Origin of the sequence: uncultured Corynebacterium sp., assembly GCF_945649885.1 — a bacterium.
Lineage (GTDB): Bacteria > Actinomycetota > Actinomycetes > Mycobacteriales > Mycobacteriaceae > Corynebacterium.
This window is the reverse complement of the sequence record NZ_CALZFS010000047.1, coordinates 1-19,262: the sequence shown is the minus strand read 5'-3', so window position 1 is coordinate 19,262 and position 19,262 is coordinate 1. Positions and strand designations below refer to the sequence as shown.

15 protein-coding genes, 3 tRNA genes and 1 pseudogene are annotated in these 19,262 nt (G+C 57.6%); 9 read left to right on the top strand and 10 right to left on the bottom strand.

The features are described 5' to 3' along the window. Positions 1–9: 9 nt before the first annotated feature. Together Q0M74_RS06860 and Q0M74_RS06855 are read left to right on the top strand one after the other, a co-directional pair. A tRNA-Ile gene (locus Q0M74_RS06860) sits at positions 10–86 on the top strand. Between the two features lie 7 nt (positions 87–93). Then, a tRNA-Ala gene (locus Q0M74_RS06855) sits at positions 94–166 on the top strand. A gap of 347 nt (positions 167–513) precedes the next feature. Here Q0M74_RS06855 and Q0M74_RS06850 read toward each other — a convergent pair. Then, positions 514–1,167: pseudogene (locus Q0M74_RS06850) on the bottom strand (FAD-binding protein); the annotation flags it as partial. Between the two features lie 724 nt (positions 1,168–1,891). Between Q0M74_RS06850 and Q0M74_RS06845 the strand changes: the two are divergent. From Q0M74_RS06845 to Q0M74_RS06830, 4 genes are all read left to right on the top strand, one after another. Next, positions 1,892–2,914, top strand: coding sequence for a LacI family DNA-binding transcriptional regulator (locus Q0M74_RS06845; RefSeq protein ID WP_293952763.1), 1,023 nt, complete (start codon positions 1,892–1,894; stop codon positions 2,912–2,914). Between the two features lie 120 nt (positions 2,915–3,034). Then, entirely contained in the window at positions 3,035–3,988 is a 954-nt protein-coding gene (locus tag Q0M74_RS06840) for a substrate-binding domain-containing protein (protein WP_293952767.1), read from the top strand. Then, positions 3,985–5,019 carry an ABC transporter permease gene (locus tag Q0M74_RS06835; protein ID WP_293952761.1) on the top strand — a complete coding sequence of 345 codons (1,035 nt, stop codon included), beginning with the start codon at positions 3,985–3,987 and terminating at the stop codon, positions 5,017–5,019. Before Q0M74_RS06840 ends, Q0M74_RS06835 begins: the two co-directional genes overlap by 4 nt. Beyond that, entirely contained in the window at positions 5,016–5,777 is a 762-nt protein-coding gene (locus Q0M74_RS06830; protein ID WP_293952759.1) for an ATP-binding cassette domain-containing protein, read from the top strand. The genes Q0M74_RS06835 and Q0M74_RS06830 overlap by 4 nt, the downstream gene beginning before the upstream one ends. A 73-nt stretch (positions 5,778–5,850) precedes the next feature. Here the strand turns inward: Q0M74_RS06830 and Q0M74_RS06825 are convergent, their stop codons facing one another. Next, a complete protein-coding gene (locus Q0M74_RS06825; RefSeq protein ID WP_293952757.1) occupies positions 5,851–6,672 on the bottom strand; it encodes a hypothetical protein in 822 nt (273 codons plus the stop codon). 74 nt (positions 6,673–6,746) lie between these two features. On the opposite strand from Q0M74_RS06825, the gene Q0M74_RS06820 reads away from it, so the two are divergent. Together Q0M74_RS06820 and Q0M74_RS06815 are read left to right on the top strand one after the other, a co-directional pair. Continuing rightward, positions 6,747–7,283: a peptidylprolyl isomerase gene (locus Q0M74_RS06820; protein ID WP_293952755.1), complete on the top strand. Its 537-nt coding sequence runs from the start codon at positions 6,747–6,749 to the stop codon at positions 7,281–7,283. 99 nt (positions 7,284–7,382) lie between these two features. Next, on the top strand, positions 7,383–8,048 hold the full coding sequence (locus tag Q0M74_RS06815; protein ID WP_293952753.1) for a rhomboid family intramembrane serine protease: 666 nt from the start codon (positions 7,383–7,385) through the stop codon (positions 8,046–8,048). Between the two features lie 1,362 nt (positions 8,049–9,410). Here the strand turns inward: Q0M74_RS06815 and crgA are convergent. The 8 genes from crgA to Q0M74_RS06775 form a co-directional block, all read right to left on the bottom strand. Next, positions 9,411–9,683 carry a cell division protein CrgA gene (crgA, locus tag Q0M74_RS06810; protein ID WP_293952751.1) on the bottom strand — a complete coding sequence of 91 codons (273 nt, stop codon included), beginning with the start codon at positions 9,681–9,683 and terminating at the stop codon, positions 9,411–9,413. Between the two features lie 152 nt (positions 9,684–9,835). Beyond that, positions 9,836–11,845 (bottom strand): Stk1 family PASTA domain-containing Ser/Thr kinase, encoded by a 2,010-nt coding sequence (gene pknB / locus Q0M74_RS06805; RefSeq protein WP_293952749.1) that lies wholly within the window; start codon positions 11,843–11,845, stop codon positions 9,836–9,838. Beyond that, positions 11,842–13,299 carry a serine/threonine-protein kinase gene (locus Q0M74_RS06800; RefSeq protein WP_293952746.1) on the bottom strand — a complete coding sequence of 486 codons (1,458 nt, stop codon included), beginning with the start codon at positions 13,297–13,299 and terminating at the stop codon, positions 11,842–11,844. The genes pknB and Q0M74_RS06800 overlap by 4 nt, the downstream gene beginning before the upstream one ends. A gap of 4 nt (positions 13,300–13,303) precedes the next feature. Then, positions 13,304–14,728 carry a penicillin-binding transpeptidase domain-containing protein gene (locus Q0M74_RS06795; protein WP_293952744.1) on the bottom strand — a complete coding sequence of 475 codons (1,425 nt, stop codon included), beginning with the start codon at positions 14,726–14,728 and terminating at the stop codon, positions 13,304–13,306. Beyond that, a complete protein-coding gene (locus Q0M74_RS06790) occupies positions 14,725–16,050 on the bottom strand; it encodes an FtsW/RodA/SpoVE family cell cycle protein (protein WP_293952742.1) in 1,326 nt (441 codons plus the stop codon). The genes Q0M74_RS06795 and Q0M74_RS06790 overlap by 4 nt, the downstream gene beginning before the upstream one ends. After that, positions 16,037–17,368: a PP2C family serine/threonine-protein phosphatase gene (locus tag Q0M74_RS06785; protein ID WP_293952740.1), complete on the bottom strand. Its 1,332-nt coding sequence runs from the start codon at positions 17,366–17,368 to the stop codon at positions 16,037–16,039. The genes Q0M74_RS06790 and Q0M74_RS06785 overlap by 14 nt, the downstream gene beginning before the upstream one ends. After that, a complete protein-coding gene (locus tag Q0M74_RS06780) occupies positions 17,368–17,832 on the bottom strand; it encodes an FHA domain-containing protein (protein ID WP_293952738.1) in 465 nt (154 codons plus the stop codon). The genes Q0M74_RS06785 and Q0M74_RS06780 overlap by 1 nt, the downstream gene beginning before the upstream one ends. Positions 17,833–17,847: 15 nt before the next feature. Continuing rightward, positions 17,848–18,714 (bottom strand): DUF3662 and FHA domain-containing protein, encoded by an 867-nt coding sequence (locus Q0M74_RS06775; protein WP_293952765.1) that lies wholly within the window; start codon positions 18,712–18,714, stop codon positions 17,848–17,850. Between the two features lie 347 nt (positions 18,715–19,061). On the opposite strand from Q0M74_RS06775, the gene Q0M74_RS06770 reads away from it, so the two are divergent. Next, positions 19,062–19,144: transfer RNA gene (locus Q0M74_RS06770), tRNA-Leu, on the top strand. Positions 19,145–19,262 lie beyond the last annotated feature (118 nt).

The following is a 19,262-nucleotide window of genomic DNA, read 5'->3' as shown; positions in this document are numbered from 1 at the left end:
TCGTTCCCAGGGCCTATAGCTCAGTCGGTTAGAGCGCATCGCTGATAACGATGAGGTCGCAAGTTCGATTCTTGCTAGGCCCACCAGGAACACGGGGCATTAGCTCAGTTGGTAGAGCACCTGCTTTGCAAGCAGGATGTCAGGAGTTCGATTCTCCTATGCTCCACAGTTAGCCACCTCAGGACTTTGGTTCTGAGGTGGTTTTTTGTTTTGTGTCCCCCGGCGTAAGTTCCGAGGAACCAGTAGTCGTGGTACTAGTGTGCCAGGGTGCGGCGGATGCCACCCCGGTTTCTTAGCGATTCTAGTGCGTGATTCGGGGTTGTTAATCCATTCGATGAAGAGTGCGAAGCGTTGCGCATGTTGGTCATCGGGGCGGGTATTGGTTGTGTCGGTGTCGTAGACAGTGCAGCGCCAGCGGATGGCGTCTTGGGTGATGAGGTGGGGATAAGGTCTCTGGTGTGTAGCGTGGTTTATTCGGCACCTTCCTCGCTACACCGGAGACCATCTTATTTTCTACCCCTCATGCTGACCCTCATGGCTTTCGCAACAGGATTTAGCCTTGGCCAACTCGAGGCCAGCGATATAGCCGAACGTCAACGCCGGGCCGAGGTTGATGCCGCCGGCTGGATAGAAGCCACCCATGATCGAGGCGCGGTCGTTTCCTGCAGTGAACAGGCCCTCGATCGAGGTGCCGTTCTTGCGTAGGACGCGGGAGCGACCGTCGGCGGCGATGCCATCGAAGGTACCGAAGCTTCCCGGGAGCACCTTGACCGCGTAGAACGGGCCCTTCTCTATCGGTGCGAGGGACGGGTTTGGGCCTACTTTCTGGTCGCCGCCGGAGCGATTGAACTCAGTTTCTCCCCGGGAGAAGTCTGGGTCAAGGCCCTGCCGGGCGTTCTTGTTGAACTCCCGGACAGTTCGAGTGAGGCCCTCCGCGTCGATGCCACACTTCTCTGCGAGCTCCTCTAAAGTGCGGCCCTTTATCAGATATCCGCTGTACAGGTAGGGTAAGAGGGGAACGGGAAAGGGCTTGGCCATCCCCAGTGGGTACCTACGCACAAATGTCGAGTCGGCAACTTGCCAGGACTGTACCGGCTCTCCCTCCGGGGATGATTCAATCATGGCGGTCACATAGTCGTGATAACCATTTGCTTCGTTGACGAATCGCCACCGATACGGATTGACCTGGCGTGTCTTTGATACCCCGCGATCAACTGCTTGGTGGCACTTTCCTCGGGGTAGGAAGGCCCGGTTACTTCCCGGAAATTAGGGAAATGGTCAGTTATGTGAAGGGACTGGAAGTCGCAGTCATCAGGGGAAAGCTTAAGCGTGGTATTAAGGTTTCGCCAGGTGGAGACTACGGTTTTGGGTGAGCTTCGCCCGGACACCTGCGCATGTAGCCCCCAAACTCGGCTACGCGGTGATGAGCCATTATCGCAGTCATCGTTTTAGCTGGTGAGCTGTTTGGACAAGAAGGTGAGCTTTACAAGGCCAGCCCGATATTCTGCCGACCTGATCCTTATTGATGGCGCCCCGGGAGGTGTCGTCTTTTCAGGTGTTGAAGGTGCTACTTTTTCATACCTCACCACTGGGAGGTCGGTATGGAAAAACGTGAGGAATGAGAACAACGTAAATGATGAAAAGGTGCTGGGGATATGACAACTCCCAGTACATGCAGCGCCTGACCTGTGAGATAATGCGGCGACTCACCTTCTTGGTGCTCCTGTATCAGTGGTTTTCAAGACAGGAAGGTGCCACGCAGTTGTGTATCGTTAAACATAAAAATTTTTATCGATGAAACAGTAGTCCGTTCGGAGTCCACTCAATGTCCATCTCACCAACACCCCAGCCATCACCTGAACTACCTAGGCCACGGCGGAAACAACCCACCATGGCTGATGTGGCCAAGGCTGCCGGTGTGTCGGTGATGACAGTCTCCTACTCCTTCAACCACCCGGACCGCGTGGCCACCCATACCCGGGAACGTGTGCTCCAGACTGCCGATGGGATCGGCTATAGACGCCCCCACCCCACCGCTACTGCTCTTCGCCGGGGCGCTCCCCTCCAGATCGGTGTGGTGCTGGGCGAACACCTGACCTATGCCTTTGATGATCCGGTGGCTTCTGCCTTCCTGTCTGGGGTGGCCAGTGAATGTGTGGCCCGTGGGATGGGCATGACCATGATTCCCGTGACCGGTGAGGAAGGTCCGAAGGATTCCGCACGGATTCTGTCCATGGATGTGGCCGGATATATCGTGTGGGCCACCTCAGATGACAACCCCCTCCTCCAGGCCCTGGAGGAAACCGGACGGCCCGTGGTGGTCAGCGGTGGCCCAACCCATAAGAACTGGGGTCTGGTGCACCTGGATGATTACTCGGTAGCCCGTGAGGTCGCAGCCCTGGCTGTCCGTGGCAGACAGCATCCGGCCATCATCTCCCTGCCGGAAGCACAGCACCGTCTGCAGACACTGCAATACGGACCTGAACCAGTCACCACCACTTTTGAGGTGCACCGCAGACGCCTGGCCGGCTACCGCGCTGCTGTGGAAGAAGCTGGGTTGGACTGGTCGGAGGTGCCGGTGCTGTTTCTATCCCGCAATGATGAGGTGGAGGCGAAAGAAGCCGTGGATAAACTTCTGCTCAAACACCCCGCCACCGATGCGCTGATCTGCATGAGTGATCGCATCGCACTGGCTGCTTTGTCACCCATCCGTGCCTCCGGGCGTGCCATCCCGGAAGCCATCAGCCTCACAGGCTGGGATGATGGCACAGAAGCTGAACGTGAGGGGCTGACCACAGTGCGTCAATCACTGCGTGATCAGGGCGTGCTGTGCGCCCGGATGCTCTTTGACACTGAGCTCAACACCTATCAGGCACCCTGCTCAGTTGAAGTGCGGTCTACCACCGGCGCGTAAAACCTGCAGCAAGATCCATCTGAATCGATTAACCACCAGCGGAAATGTTTGACTTAACTCTCTGACCTGCGTTGACTTAATCAGGTGAGACTAATAAAAACTGCTGCGATTGTGCTTGGAATGGCCCTGGCCGTGTCCGGATGTTCAGCCACCGGCGGTGCCCCCCGCCCCTCCGAAGCCGGAGAAGGCGGTGGAACTGTGGATACCCCACGCATGGTTGTGTCCATGATCAGCCATGGCGCACCGGGTGACACATTCTGGGACTTAGTGCGCAAGGGCGCTGAAGATGCCGCGCAAAAAGACAATATTGAACTACGTTATTCCGCTGACCCCGAGGTGCCCAACCAAGCCAACCTCATCCAGTCAGCCATTGATTCTGATGTGGATGGCATCGCCTTGACCATGCCCAATGCTCAGGCACTCGGCCCCACCGCCCAGAAGGCCGTGGACGCGGGCATCCCGGTGGTGGGTCTCAATGCCGGCATGGACACCTACCGTGACTATGGTCTGAGTGGATTCTTCGGCCAAGAGGAACGCGTGGCCGGAACCTTAGCTGGTGAACGCCTGGCTGATGATGGTGCAGAACATGTTCTCTGCGTGATCCACGAACAGGGCAACTCCTCCCAGGAATCCCGCTGTGGCGGTGTCGCTGATGGCATGGGAGCTGCCGGCAAGGTGGAGACCCTTTATGTCAACGGCATGGATCTGACCTCCGTGCAGGCTACCCTGCAGGCAAAACTCTCCCAGGATCCCGGCATTGACTGGGTCATGGGCTTGGTGGCACCAGTGGCGCTGACCGCCGTGACTGCTGCTGATGATGCTGGTGCAGAGGTATCGATTGGCACCTTCGACACCAATGCCGCACTGGTCACCGCGATCCGCAATGATGAGATTGCCTTCGCCATTGATCAGCAGCCCTACCTGCAGGGATATCTGGCTGTGGATGCACTCTGGTTGGCACACCGCAATGGCACCACCGTGGGTGGCGGACGCCCGGTCTACACCGGACCCAGCTTTGTCGACAGCAGCAATGTGGACATCATCGCCGACGCTGCAGAAGCAGGGTTGCGATGACCACGAGTACCGCTCCCAAGAGTTCCCAGGACAGGGATAACCTGTTCACCCGCCTCATCCGACGCCCGGAGCTCACCAGTTTGCTCGGTGCCGTCATCATCTTCACCTTCTTCATGATCGTGGCACCAGCCTTCAGGTCATGGGATTCCATGGCCACTGTTTTGTACGCCAGTTCCACCATCGGCATCATGGCGATCGCCGTGGGGCTGCTGATGATCGGTGATGAATTTGACCTGTCCACCGGTGTCGCCGTCACCACCGCGGCGCTGGCGGCCTCCATGTTCAGTTATAACCTCTGGCTCAACACCTGGGTCGGCGCACTGCTGGCCCTGGTGATTTCCCTGGCCATAGGCTTCTTCAACGGCTACCTGGTGGTCAAGACGAAGATCGCCTCCTTTCTGATCACTTTGGCCTCCTTCCTCATGCTGCAGGGCCTCAACCTGGCACTGACCAAGCTGATCGCCGGTACCGTGGCCACCCCCACCATCGCCGACATGGAAGGATTCCCCTCGGCACGCGCGGTATTTGCCAGCTCCATCCCGATCTTCGGCGTGAACATCCGCATCACCGTCTTCTGGTGGATCCTGTTCGTGGCACTGGGCACCTTCCTGCTGTTCAAGACCCGCTTCGGCAACTGGATCTTCGCCGTCGGCGGTGATGAGGAAGCCTCCCGCGCCGTCGGTGTTCCAGTCCGTCGCGTGAAGATCACCCTGTTCATGTTCGTCGGTTTCGCCGCCTGGTTCGTAGGCATGCACAACCTGTTCATGTTTGATTCCATCCAGGCCGGCCAGGGCGTGGGCAATGAGTTCCTCTACATCATCGCCGCCGTCATCGGCGGCATTGCCATGACCGGTGGTCGCGGCACCGTGATCGGCACCATGATCGGTGCCCTCATCTTCGGCATGACCAACCAGGGCATCGTTTATGCAGGTTGGAACCCGGACTGGTTCATGTTCTTCCTCGGCGGCATGCTGCTGTTCGCCGTGATCACCAACAACCGCTTTGCCAAGTTCAACAAGGAGCGATCATGACAGAACTGATCCGCCTTGAGAGTATCTCCAAGGACTACGGTGTCTTCCACGCACTCAAAGACATCAACCTGTCTGTCCATGGCGGTGCTGTGACTTGTGTGCTGGGTGATAACGGTGCAGGTAAATCCACGCTCATCAAGATCCTCGCCGGCCTGCACCCTGCCACCTCCGGCACCGTGTACGTGGATGATGAAACCGTCCGCTTCAAATCCCCCCGCGACGCCCTGGACGCCGGTATCGCCACGGTCTACCAGGATCTGGCTGTGGTCGGACAGATGAGCGTGTGGCGCAACTTCTTCCTCGGCCAGGAACTCACCGGTCGTTTCGGAGGTCTGCGTGAAGATGAGATGCGTACAATCACCGATGAACAACTCCGAGAAATGGGCATTGAACTCCGCAACGTGGATGTGCCGGTGGCTTCACTTTCCGGTGGACAGCGCCAGGTGGTGGCCATCGCGCGCGCCATCTACTTCGGCGCCCGCGTGCTCATTCTCGACGAACCCACCGCGGCTCTAGGTGTGAAGCAATCCGGTATGGTCCTGCGCTTCATCGCAGCAGCCCGCGACCGTGGCATCGGCGTCATCCTCATTACGCACAACCCCCATCACGCCTACCTGGTGGGTGACCATTTCATCCTGCTTAACCTCGGCGAACAGGTCATGGACATCCCCCGGGACCAGGTCACCCTGGAAGAACTCACCCTCCAGATGGCCGGTGGTGGCGAATTGGACTCGCTCAGCCACGAATTACAGCGTTAAAAACCGCAGCGAAAACTCTCCCGCCCCCCACTTATATGGTGGGAGGACCGGGAGAGTTTTGTTGTTCTACTACTTATTTATCGCCCTGTTCACGCTGTGGGGCGTTCTTGGCATCAAACTCAGCCTGGATGGCTTCCGCTTCGCTCAGCTCATCCAGGGTTTCAACCTCGTCCTCAACCGGAATGTTTGTGGCAGTATTAGCCTCAGCTTCCTCGGCTGCATCCAGATCAGCGGCCTCAACGGCGGCGGCTTCTGCCTCCGCAACAATCTCTTCTGGGGTGGCATCGGTGTCAGCGCCGCCGGGTGCTTCATCGCCGGTCTCGGTGGAGTACACCAGCACCGGCTCCTCCTCAGCAGGCTGCTGCACGGAGTTGAATAGATCATCCAGGCTCGGAGGGGTGTCTCCCGGAACATCCTTGCGCTTATTCACAACGGCATAGACGATGGCGGCCACACCGGAGGCAGTCAGCGCGGTCAGTGCCACGTTGCGGACCCAGTGGCTCTCCTTCTTGCCCACACGTGCCAGCTGCTTGGAGGACGCCTTACGCGCCTTCTTATCCAGCTTTGCTGCTTTACGACGTCCCTTCCGGTTCAGTTGCTTGCCAGAGGAACGGGCCTCCTTGAGGGCAGATCCGCCCTTCTCCTCTGCAGCAGCCAGGGCCTTTTCCAGACGGGTGCGGGCAGCCTTGGTGACATTTCCGGCCTTCTGCACGGATTCGTCATAGGCGTGGCGAGCTGATTCCACAGCATCGTCTGCCTTCGGCCCATAGGTTTCAGCAGCCGAAGACAGAGCGTCATAAGCCTCATCCACCTTGCGGTCACGGAAGTCGGCGTAGGCATTGTATGCCGTACGCGCGCCGGTCAGTGCCATCTTGAGTGTCGTGAAAGTGCTCATTGAATGCTCTCCTTTAATCGGAAGTGTTTATCCAATCCCAGACTAGTGAAACATGCGGATGCTTGGTTGCGGTTATGATGGATTACATGACTTTGAAGACTGCAACAGCAATTCTGCACACCAACCGTGGAGACATCTCCGTCGAGCTCTTCGGCAACCACGCCCCTGAGACCGTAAACAACTTCGTCGGCCTCGCAGAGGGTACGAAGGAATACAAGGCTGCCAACGCAGCAGGCACCAACGAAGGCCCGTTCTACAACGGTTCTGTCTTCCACCGTGTCATCAACAACTTCATGATCCAGGGTGGCGACCCAACCGGCACCGGCCGTGGCGGCCCGGGCTACATGTTCGCTGATGAATTCCACCCAGAGCTGCGCTTCGACCGCTCCTACCTGCTGGCCATGGCCAACGCTGGCCCAGGAACCAACGGCTCCCAGTTCTTCATCACCACCGCACCAACCCCACACCTGAACAATGCCCACACCATCTTCGGTGAGGTCACTGACGCAGAGTCCCAGAAGGTTGTCGATGCCATCGGTACCACCGCAACCGACCGCATGGATCGCCCAACCGAGCCAGTGGTCATCGAGTCCATCGAGATCGTTGCGTAGTTTCTAACTCAGCTCTCTTCTTCAGGCCCTGCCCTTGTGGCAGGGCCTGTTTTTTGATTCAACTCACGGTACGAAAAGAATAATGGGAAGAATTCCACGATGAAGCCTGCAGACTTCTACCGCCAGGCCCCGGCCAGCACCACCATCTCCCTGACCGTCATAGCGGTCTACCTGGTCACCGCCTTCCAATCACGATCCATCCAGAACAACCTCTGGGACAGCTCCATTGCCGATGACTGGATCCTCTGGGCTCCCCAGATGACCAGTGGCTTTGGTCCCCTGCGTGCTGTTGGTGCCATGTTCCTTCACATTGGACCTGGCCACATGCTGCTCAACCTGGTGTTGCTCTGGTTATTGGGTCGCGAGATTGAAAACTACTTCGGATCAGTGTTGTTCAGCGTCATGTACCTGGTGGGCGGCATCGGAGCATCCGCAGCCGTGGTCTGGTTCGACCCGCTTTCTCCCACCGCAGGTGCCTCCGGGGCCGTGTATTCCATGATGGCAGTCATGGTTGGCTTGTTTGCCCTTCGTGGCGCTGATCTGCGGGCTCCTCTGGCACTCATCGCCGTGAACGTTGGTTATACCTTTCTGGCAGTCAACGTCTCCCTGTGGGGTCACCTCGGAGGTCTGATTGCAGGTGCACTCCTGACCTGGCCGATGGTCAAAGCTCAGAGCCGTCGTTCCCAGTGGATGATCGCCTTGGTTGGTTTAGGGGCAGTTATTGTCATTCTCTTCCTCGGACTACCCGCATATCGGTTCAGCTAAAGAGGTGTAGCTGAGGGACTATCAACTAACTAAGACGTCTTCCATGTGGAAGACGTCTTTTTTGTCATAAGGGGGTGATAAATAAAGTTATCCACAGGATGTGTAATCACAAGAATTCACTTTGCGCACATGCAGGAAAATCAATCCCACACAGGATTCCACAGCAGCTGTGGAATATGTGAAGAACTTGTAGTTCAGGAAGTTATCCACAAGTGTTATCCACACTGTGGATAGTCACATTCTTGTAATTTACCGCTATGAAAAGCGGAAATGTAATTCGAACATGGGCTTATCGTCGCAGAATACGGGAAAATGGTGTCATTATTCGAACACCCATCCCATGGTGGAAACTGTTCACAGAGTTATCCACAGGCTGTGGAATATGTGAAAAAGGAGGAATCTCTGTGGTGGGTCTGCGAATCCACAGGTTTATGCACAGCCTGTGGATAACTTTTATCCCCTGCCGCGTTCTGGAGTTATCCACAGTTACATGTGTGTAACTCGTTTGATCTGTGGATAACTCTCCTCGTGTCGGGGGTGGTGGGAGATTATTGCGGAAAAGCCAGAGATAGAAACTTTGTTCTAGTTTGGACAAAGGGGTCGCCGATAGGATATTTTGATATATCTGCAGGTTGCTTAACTGTGATATTCGAAAACATTTCAAAATCTTACACGCACACCAGTTCTTGAAATTACAAATTCTCTAATTTTTCTGGAGATGACAGAATCTTCATCTTTTCGGTGAAAGCGTGGTTTTTAACAGACACACCAGAATGCAGGTGCTTCATGTGGGGCAAAACCATAAATACATGATCAATTCAGGTGGCGGTGCATAGAAAAAGAGGAACAGAAGACGGTACGCGGAGACTGTTCACCAACTTTATTGTCAGCTTTGGGGCGGCAGTGGAGGTTATTCATGGAGTGGGGAAGAAAAAACAGCACTCACAAAGCAATGAAGCCCCAGCTGAACAGGGCTGCAGCAGGATAAAGGCTCCTTCCACCGGAGAAATTGTCATATCTCGACCCCCAGGGGGAGGAAATAATCCCGCCAGCGTGGTGGCTCCAGAGAACTCAACTGCTGGAAAGTGTAAAGCAATCGACACATTTTTCTCCCAGCCAGGTTCTGTGTGGAAAAGTGGAAATAGTATCTTTACCCCGGAAAATCCGATGCTCCAGGAAGCTCGCTCAGCACCCCCGGACCCACATTATCCAAGGCAAGTTCCATTACTCCTAGTGGGTGCCTGAGAGGCACTCTGGGAGCCTCAGGGCTGCAGGATGCTGGCGCACTCAGAAACATGAAAAGAGGGTGCCTCCCACCAGAAATTCTGGTGGGAGGCACCCTCTTGGAAAAGACTTGAGGGGCTAACGCCATCCCATGGTCATCAGCAGCCCGATGACGAGCAGACCGAAGCCGATGCCGTAATTCCAGGCACCCATGCTTGCCATGAAGCCGATATCTTCGCCAGCCAGGTAGTTGGTCACCAGCCAGAGGAGACCAACGATCATGAAGGCGAACATGAGCACCTTGTACCACATGGGGGTTCCGGTGGAGTTGATCTTCACCGGGGTGCGGTTGGCGCTCGGGTTGCTTGTTACCGGAGCGACTGCGTTCTTTGTAACTTTTGCCTTTGGCACTTGTTCACACCTTCATGGTCAAAGTTGTCTGAGGGGGCCAAACAACCGTTTTCTTCGTTCTTCGAGCTTAACGTACCACCGGGGTTCACGGTAGCTGGCCAGCTGATTTCCTTTATGGACACCGCAGAGGCCAACCGCCGTGCCCACCATCATTATCGTTCCGGTACCAGGGCCGCCAGGTCGAATTGGTAGATTCGGACTGTGACCACGGCATCCTTGCGCATGGTTTCGCCTGGAGCTGGGCTCTGGAAGCCAATGCGGGACTGGTCCACCAGGGCAGGCGTGGGGATGGTTTCGCCGACAACCAGGGAGGCTTCCGGCGCGGTCCATCCGGCATCACGCAGGGCCCGGCGGGCTTCTTCGATATTCAAACGTGCCAGGTCAGGAGCACTGATGAGCATGCCATTGGAGATTTCCACAGTGAGTGCGGAACCACGGTTCATTTCTGTACCCTGTCCGGATATGGAGATCACTTCGCCTTCGGGCAGGCGGCTGTCCACATAGCTGATCTCTGGGACGAAGCCGAGCGTGGTGATATTTCCTTCCGCCTGTGACCACTGCATACCCGCGATGACGGGGACTCGTACCTGTCCGGCACCGGTGGAGACGGTCAGGGAAACGGTGGATCCGATGCTGACTTCCTCACCGGCGGGTGGGTTCTGTTCAGTTACCTCGCCGGCTTCAAAGTCCTCGGAGATTTCTTCACGCACGGTCTGGTTCAGCACCAGGCCGACCCCTTCGAGCTGCTGGGCGGCTTCCTCCAGTGGGAGTCCGGAGACATCGGGAATCTGTACCATTTCACGGCCACTGGACACGCTCAGGGTAACGGTGGCACCCTCACGGATTTCTGATCCGACATTCGGGCTGGTGCGGATGACCAGACCTTCTGTCACATCAGGGCTGGGTTCGGTGTTCACGGTGACGTTGAATCCGAGACCTTCCAGCTCTGTGACGGCCTCATTTTCCGGCAGGCCAACAATATTGGGGATCTGTTGGGTGGCGGCGGTGGAGCTGTTGGACATGAAGTCATAGGTGAAGGCACCGGCCACGCCGAGAACACCCAGGGACAGGATGACAGCCAGGGCCATCAGCCCACGTGAGCCACCTTTCTGCCCACCAGAGCCGGAACCTGAGCGCGAACCACCGGCACCGGAAGAACCACCAACAGTGCTCGCGGCAGCGCCGGTGCCAGCGGCACCTGCTGCGGTAGCCGTCGATAAGCGGCGTGGTTCCGCACGCTCCACACGGGTGGCCGGCACCGGGGCGACCTCTGGTTCATCGTGGGTTTCCACGTGGGTGCGGGCGGCGTGGGAGACGGCGTTGCGGGAGAGCCGCTCCAGGTCCTCGGCCATTTCACGGCCGGTCTGATAGCGGTCGGCGGGGTGTTTGGCCATGGCGGTGAGCACCACGGCATCAATATTCAACGCGGCTGTCGGGGTGAGATCGGAGATATATTCCGATGGTGGGGTCGGATCCTCCTGCACATGCTGGTAGGCCACGGCGAAGGGGGAGTCGCCCTCAAAAGGTGGGCGGGCGGTGACCAGTTCGTACATCACACAGCCGGCGGCATAGACATCGGAACGGGCGTCGGCGGGTTTGCCACGGGCCTGTTCCGGGGAGAGGTACTGGGCGGTGCCGATGACAGCGGAGGTCTGCGTCATGGCGGAGGTGGCATCATCCACCGCGCGGGCGATGCCGAAGTCCATCACCTTCACGCCACCGGTGTTGGTGATCATGATGTTGGCCGGTTTCACGTCGCGGTGGATGATGCCGGAATCATGGGAGGACTGCAGGGCGTGGCATACCGGGATCATGACGGTGGCGGCCTTGTTGGGGGTGAATGCACCGTCCTCGCGCACGATGTCGCGGAGGTTGCGGCCGTGTACGCGTTCCATCACGATGAACGGTACGGATACGCCGTCGCGATCCACCTGGCCGGTGTCAAAAATGGCCACGATGGAAGGATGGCTGAGCTTGCCGGAGTTCTGCGCTTCCCTGCGGAAACGCTCACGGAAATTGGCATCCCTGGCCAGGTCGGTGCGCAGCATCTTCACTGCAACTTCCCGACCGATCAGGGTGTCGGTGGCGGCGAAAACTTCGCTCATTCCACCGGAGCCAATGTTGGCACCCAGCTCATAGCGATCAGCGATCACAAAAGTCACGGGTTTCCTCCAGCGTTTATTAATTCATCGAGTGAAATCAGTAGTTCATCAACCGGGGCGAGCGTTTCCTCAGGTAGTGCGGTGGTGGCGGGTGTACCAGCTTCAGTGGGGACCGTGGTGGGCGCACTTGGAACCGTGGGTTCTGTCGGTGTCTGTGCCGTGGTGCTGTCTGAATCTGTGGTGTCCGTGGTGCGGGTGCTCCGGGTGGTTGCCTCCTGGCTAGTTGTTGATTCCTCTGAAGATGTTTCATCAGTGGGGGCTGGTACCTGGGTTGTGGGCCTGGCCGGGGATGTTGTAGGTTCCCAGATTTCCTCAGTGGTTTCCGTCGGCGTGAAGGTGTGGGTCACCGTCGCCGGGGTGGTGGTCTCCTCGGAATTACCAAAGATCAGGCCGGTGGCACCAGCATAGATAACAGCACCTATGATAACCGCCAACAGCACGGCAATGAATAATCCGATGCCGATTCCTGACCCCCGGGGCTCCTGAACAGGAACCACGGTGACAGGGCGGGCAACTTTGCCCAGCATGGCGGTTGATGCGCTTGGCGATGGCGGCACCGCCACCTTCTGCACCGCAGCCGTGCGCGGTTGCGGTGGGCGTTGGCCGAGGCGGACTGCTGAAACCGCCAGGGTCAGTTCATTACCATCAGCGAAACGTCGGGTGGGATCCTTGCGCAGTGCGATGCCGATGAGTTCACGGGTCTGGGCAGTGATGCTGGTGGGCATCTGTGGGGGTGCCTCATTGATATGGGCAATGGCCACCGACACGGAGGAATCACCGGTGAAGGGGCGGTGCCCAGCCATCATTTCATAGCCCACCACACCCAGTGAATACACATCACTGCTCGGGGTCACCGTGTGGCCCTGGGCCTGTTCCGGTGACACATACTGGGCGGTGCCGACCACCATGCCGGTGCGCGTTAACGGCACGGCGGCAGCCGCCTTGGCGATACCGAAGTCTGTGATCTTCACGATGCCATTGGCGGTGACGAGAATATTTCCCGGCTTGATGTCGCGGTGTACCAGGCCCATCCGGTGAATCACGGACAAACCGTGGGCTGCCTGCTCCATGACATCCAGGGCCAGGTCCTCAGGCAGTTTGCCTTCACGTTCCAGCATGTCCGCCAGGGACTCACCACGGATGTATTCCATGACGATGAAACAGAAGGTGTGCCCGGCCGGTGCCGGCACCTCCCGGTAGTCATAGGTGGCCACCACATGATCAGAATGGATGGCCTCGGCAGCTTCGGCCTCATTGCGGAACCTGCTGAGGAATTCAGAGTTGTCAGAAAACTCCGGGCGCAGTACCTTCACGGCTACTTCGCGGTCATTGACGGTGTCATCGGCCAGCCACACGGTGGACATGCCGCCGTGGCCGATGATCCACTGCAGGCGGTAATCAGGTCCGATTAACTCCTGCAGGCGTTCTTTTCCAGTGGAATCCGGTTCACTCATCAGTTCACAGACCTCCTGCTGCCTGAAGTACGGCCCGGCCGATCGGTGCTGCCACAGCACCACCGGTGGCACCGGTTCCGAAGCCACCACCGTTTTTCACCAGCACGGCCACAGCCACATCATCCTGGAAAGCCACGTACCAGGTGTGTGGGGGAGTATCCTCGCCACCATGTTCTGCCGTGCCGGTCTTGGAGGCGATATCCGCCCCGGTGTATCCGGAGGTGTTGCGCTCTGAGGCCTTCATCAGTTCAGTGATCTGTTCGGCGATTTCCGGTTCAATACCACCATCAGATTCTGGTTCATGGGAGGACAGTTCGCTCAGGTCCTGGCCGGTGACACGGGACACCAGATAGGGTTCCATGCGCACGCCACCATTGGAGACGGTGGCTGCCATGACAGCTGCCTGGAGAACACTCATCTCCACGTCGCGCTGGCCGATGGAGGACTGTCCCAGTGCAGCATCATCAGGGATCTCACCCAGGCCACCACTGACATTGTTGATACCCAGGTCGTAGTTTCTACCCACACCGAAATCAGCCGCTGCATCACGCAGGGCGTCAGCACCGATGTCCACGCTCATCTCCACAAAAGCAGTGTTGCAGGATAGGGCGAAGGCAGTCTGCAGGGTGGTGGTTCCACCGCCTGCACAGGCCTGACCCGCATAGTTGGTCAAGGTGGTGGTGGTTCCCGGCAAGGTGATCTCAGAAGCAGCGGTGACAGGGGAATCAGCACTGTAACCATTGTCCAGACCTGCTGCGGTGGTGATGATCTTGAAGATCGATCCCGGGGGCAGGGATTCCTGGGTGGCGTGGTTCAACAGCGGGGACTGCGGATCAGAGGTGTACTCCGCCCAGGCGTCCGCAGCGGTTGCGGAATTCACAATGGAATTCGGGTTGAAGCTGGGCGAGGAGGCCATGGTGAGTACCTCACCAGTGCTCGGGCGCAGAGCCACCACGGCACCTTCATAACCATTCTGGGTCAGTTGGTCATAGGCGGTTTCCTGCATGGTGGGATCAAGAGTGAGCTCAATATTGGCACCTTGGGTGGGTTTGCCGGAGAGCACATCCAGCCACTGCGAAGTGAACAGGGAAGAGTCTGTGCCGTTGAGGATCGCGTTATAACCCGATTCCAGACCGGCTGCCCCGTAGATATCAGAGAGATAGCCCTGTACCGGGGCGAAGGCCTCCGGGTTGGTCACATACTCACGCTGGTAGAAACCATTGTCATCCTGATGGGACTGCGCCAGGATCTGACCTCCGGTGGAGATCTGTCCACGCGGGGTGGACTTGGTCTCCAGGAAGGCGCGGCCATTGAGTGGGTTCTGGGCCAGGTCATCCTCGCGGAAACTCTGGATCCAGGTGAGGTTCACCAACAGCACCACGATCAGCAGCAGGGAGAAGAAGGAGGTTATGCGGATGGATTTGTTCATGCCGCAACCTCCTCCCGGGCCCGCATCATGGCAGGACGGCGTGCGTGATCAGAGATACGCAAGAGGATGGCCAGCAGGATGTAGTTGGCCATCAGGGAAGAACCACCCTGGGACATGAACGGGGTGGTCAGTCCGGTCATGGGCATGAGAGCTGAAATACCGGCGACAACCACGAACACCTGGATCATGATGGTCATGGACAGCCCTGATGCCACGAGCTTCCCATAGGTGTCACGGGTGGACATGGCGGTACGCATGCCACGGGTGACCAGGACACCAAAGAGCACGATGACGGCAGCCAGGCCGATCAGACCCATCTCTTCACCCACGGCGGCCAGGATGAAGTCAGAGTGCACCACGGGGATCATATTGGGATAACCCTGACCCATGCCGGTGCCGGTGATGCCACCCCAGCTCATACCGAACAGTGACTGGGAGAGCTGATAACCGGTGGAATCATAATGGGCCACCGGATCCAGGAAGTTCTGCACACGCTCCTGGATCTTGGAGGACACCTGGTACACCGCATAGGCGCCCACAGCCACCAGGACAGCACCGATCAGCAGCCAGGAACCACGTCCGGTGGCCAGGTACACCATGACCAGGACAGTGGAGAACAGCAGCAGCGCCGGACCGAAGTCATTGGCGCCAGCCATGATCAGGATGGCCAGGGCCCACACCACCAGGATGGGGGCCAGGTCACGCAGACGTGGGAAATCAAGCCCTAAGAAGCGGTAGCCGGCAACGGTGAACAGGGCACGTTTGGTGGCCAGCAGCTGGGCGAAGAAGAGCAGCAGGAGGATCTTGGAGAACTCGCCCGGCTGGATGGAAAATGGTCCCAACCAGATCCAGATGCGTGCCTCCACACCGGCAGGCTGCGGCCACACCAGCGGCAGGGCGAGCAGGACCAGGCCGACGATGCCCAACAGGTAGGAATACCTGGACAGTGCCTTGTGATCACGCAGGACCACCAACACCACCACCATGAGCACCACGCCCACAAAGGTCCACATGAGTTGGCTGTTCACGGTGTTGTACCCCGTGGCCAGATCAAGCCGGTAGATCATCACCAGCCCGATGCCGTTGAGCAGTGCCACCACGGGCAACATGATGTGATCAGCAAAAGGTGCCACCCAGCACATGGCCAGGTGGGCGATCACGAACACACCCATGAAACCAGCAATCAGGATGAAGGCCTGGCTGTCCAGGTCATTGCCCAGGGCCAGTTCCAGGCTCACGAACATCACCGTGACCACGGCCGTGGCCAACAGCAGCAGCCACATTTCCTTGCGGCGCATCTTCAATCTCTCAAGCACGCTCATCAGAAACCTCCCTGCAGTTGACTCCTGGTCTATCGCGGAACCCGCCTTCTGTCTGTGTGGTCACACAGGCAGGTAATGCCTGTGCAGCCAGACGCTGCAACTGCGCCTGCACCTCGTCATAGGAACCTGAGGGCAGGTTGGTCACGCTGCCGCGCAGACTCTCCGGAAGGTCATCGAGTGTGAAGGCCGGATCGCCGGTGCAGTCATCCACCAGTGTCAGTTCACCCTCGGCATCCAGACAAGCCACCTTGTAGGGGGAATGGAGCTCAATACCGAAGATCCGGTAATCCACACCCTGCTCCACGGAGATCACCTCATCTTCGGCTGCGGTGACAAAGTAAGTGGTGTTGATACGGGAGTAGCCCCACCATCCTGCGGCAACAACACCGATGAGGACGATCAGGGCTACGACCAGGACCGTGAGTTTGCCGGAGGATTTCTCGGGTGGCTGCTCAATCTCAGGCACCGGATCGATCTTCTTCGGCTCCCTGGAAATCGCCGCCGCACGGCCAGCAGCCGTATCTGGGCGGGGATCCTCAGGCTGCTCACCATTGAGCGCGCCCACGGTCAAGGGGAGGGAATCACTCATGGTGAGATCATCGCCAGGCACCTCGATGATGTCCGCCACGATCACGGTGACATTGTCAGGACCACCGGAACGAAGCGCCAGATCCACCAGACGCTTCACAGCTTCCTGCGGGGTACCCAGACGCAGGGTCTCCTCAATGGTGCTGTGGGTGACAGGATCAGACAGCCCATCAGAGCACAGCAACAGACGATCGCCCACCTGGGCGGGGAAGTTCTTCAAGGTCGGTTCAACCGGATGGCCGGTGTAGGCCTTCAGAATCAGGGAACGCTGAGGGTGCGTGGACACATCTTCTGGATCCAACTTGCCCTCAGCAACCAGGGACTGCACAAAAGTATCGTCAGTGGTGACCTGCACCAGGGTGTCGTCGCGAAGAATATAGGCGCGCGAATCACCCACATGGCACAGACCCAGCTCACGGCCATTGAACATGAACGCCGTCAGTGTGGAACCCATGCCATCACGGGCAGCATCCTCTTCAATACCGTCCGCAATAGAAGCATTTGCCTCATCGGCAATCATGCCCATCAGGGCCAGCATGTCATTATCGCCGGGGTAGGTATCCAGCGCGCGCAGATGATTGATCATCAACTGGGAGGCGATCTCACCAGCCGCATGACCACCCATGCCGTCCGCAATGGCCAGAAGATGAGGACCTGCATAAGCAGAATCCTCATTGTTGCCACGGACCAGACCCCGGTCAGAAGCCGCCGCATATTTAAGTTTCAGCATCAGGGCACAAGCCTTACCGTTGTCCGACCAATCCGAATATCCGTACCCAATTCGACCTCTTCCGGTTGATCAATCCTCACACCGCCAACAAAAGTGCCGTTGCGGGAATCCAGGTCCTCCACAAACCATTCCGAACCACGCTTGAAAATCCGAGCATGCCTACCGGACGCATAATCATCCCCAACCACAAATGTGCAATCAGGACTACGACCCATCACCATGTCATCGGCGACCTCCATCGAAGAACCGGCAAGCGGTCCCTCAATAACAGTCAGCAGACGAGGCGGGGTGGAACGGTTGAACGCGCGCGCAAGCCCCTGGGGGGCGGCCACCGAGGAGCTTTTCGACGGCGCACCCGCCATCAGCTTCAAATCGTTCTTCATCGCCCACAGTGCCAGCATCACAAAGAGCCACAACACCAGCAGAAGCGCTACGCGCAGCCCCAGAAGGACCAGAGAATCCATGCTCAACCTCTCCCGTTACGGGCTGACAATACGAACTTCAATATTGGAATGACCCACAGTGATGACATCGCCATCAGCCAACAACCAATTTTCAATCGGAGTGTCGTTCACAGTAGTGCCATTAGTGGACTTCAAATCCACCACAATCGCATCCCGACCATCCCACGTGATCTCAGCATGCTGACGGGACACACCCGTATCCGGCAAACGAAGATCCGCATCATTACTACGACCAATGATGTTCGAACCCTCTTTCACCATGTAGGTACGGCTCGAACCATCCTGCAGCAGCAGAGACACCACCGGACCAGAAGACTGTGGCACACCTTGACGGGCAGCATCCACCTGCGACGCAGGAACACCCTGCGCCAACGGACGCTCTGCGGACTGCGCAGGCAGAAACTCAGTACCGGAATAAGAGGAACTGTCGGACACGTTCATCGACTCACTTTCTGTAACAGCTAAAACGCCATCACCGTCCATAGGCAGGAAACCACTGCTCAACTCAGGATCCGGATCCTTCTCCGAATCCGGCTTCAACTGACCCGTATGCCTTGCCGAATCCTCAGCAATCAACACAACGACCGGACCAGCCAGAGACCAATCATTATTTCTGCAGAACCTTGTCATCTGATCAGCAAAACGACCAGCCAGACCCGGCGAATTTTCTAACAAGTTAGAAAAATCCGTCGGACTCACCGACACCTTGAAAACATTCGGAGCCTCAACATACCCATCAGCGGTATGCACAACATGATCCTCCGCCTCCTGCTTGAGAAGCTCCTCAAGCTCAGACGGAACAACACGACCCCGAAACACAAACGCCAATGCGTTATCGAGGCCGCGCTGCAGAGAACTATCCAGCTTCGCCAGACTGTTCATCGCATTAGCCACTCGACCAGAACCAGCCAATTGGTGCGACCTCCTTCAAGGATTGATGTGGACAGTATAAAAGCGTTTCATAAACAAAAACGCCTGAGAGCATGCGTTTGTCCCGCCCTGTGACCTAAAACTTAATCTGGGCTAATCAAAAACCTGATGGTTCAAACTGAAGGTTCAAGCGCACGATAGCGTCATTATAAGGGGGAAGCACGCATAAGTTATAGGCTGAACCGCGCGCCGGACAATCTTTATACGTTTGTTGTTAATGATAAAACCCCGATTATCCAGCTGATTTGGCAAACTCCCATGGGTGCGTGCTATCTTAAACAGGTCGCAAAAGCACACCCGCCCGGGTGGCGGAATGGCAGACGCGCTGGCTTCAGGTGCCAGTGTCCGCAAGGGCGTGGGGGTTCAAGTCCCCCCCCGGGCACAAAGAGCGGTTCTCGAACCGCAACGGCCGGAGGTCACAAACTCGAAAGAGCTTGTGACCTTCGGTTTTTCTGTGCCTGGGGTGGGATGTGGGGGATCGGGGGGTTAAGTAATATTTG

Excerpts from the sequence above, each read along its gene's own strand:
- Q0M74_RS06845 (WP_293952763.1), top strand. The coding sequence starts at position 1,892 with ATGGCTGATGTGGCCAAGGCTGCCGGTGTGTCGGTGATGACAGTCTCC.
- Q0M74_RS06840 (WP_293952767.1), top strand. The coding sequence starts at position 3,035 with ATGGCCCTGGCCGTGTCCGGATGTTCAGCCACCGGCGGTGCCCCCCGC.
- Q0M74_RS06835 (WP_293952761.1), top strand. The coding sequence starts at position 3,985 with ATGACCACGAGTACCGCTCCCAAGAGTTCCCAGGACAGGGATAACCTG.
- Q0M74_RS06830 (WP_293952759.1), top strand. The coding sequence starts at position 5,016 with ATGACAGAACTGATCCGCCTTGAGAGTATCTCCAAGGACTACGGTGTC.
- Q0M74_RS06825 (WP_293952757.1), bottom strand. The coding sequence starts at position 6,672 with ATGAGCACTTTCACGACACTCAAGATGGCACTGACCGGCGCGCGTACG.
- Q0M74_RS06820 (WP_293952755.1), top strand. The coding sequence starts at position 6,747 with ATGATGGATTACATGACTTTGAAGACTGCAACAGCAATTCTGCACACC.
- Q0M74_RS06815 (WP_293952753.1), top strand. The coding sequence starts at position 7,383 with ATGAAGCCTGCAGACTTCTACCGCCAGGCCCCGGCCAGCACCACCATC.
- Q0M74_RS06800 (WP_293952746.1), bottom strand. The coding sequence starts at position 13,299 with ATGAGTGAACCGGATTCCACTGGAAAAGAACGCCTGCAGGAGTTAATC.
- Q0M74_RS06795 (WP_293952744.1), bottom strand. The coding sequence starts at position 14,728 with ATGAACAAATCCATCCGCATAACCTCCTTCTTCTCCCTGCTGCTGATC.
- Q0M74_RS06790 (WP_293952742.1), bottom strand. The coding sequence starts at position 16,050 with ATGAGCGTGCTTGAGAGATTGAAGATGCGCCGCAAGGAAATGTGGCTG.
- Q0M74_RS06785 (WP_293952740.1), bottom strand. The coding sequence starts at position 17,368 with ATGCTGAAACTTAAATATGCGGCGGCTTCTGACCGGGGTCTGGTCCGT.
- Q0M74_RS06780 (WP_293952738.1), bottom strand. The coding sequence starts at position 17,832 with ATGGATTCTCTGGTCCTTCTGGGGCTGCGCGTAGCGCTTCTGCTGGTG.
- Q0M74_RS06775 (WP_293952765.1), bottom strand. The coding sequence starts at position 18,714 with ATGAACAGTCTGGCGAAGCTGGATAGTTCTCTGCAGCGCGGCCTCGAT.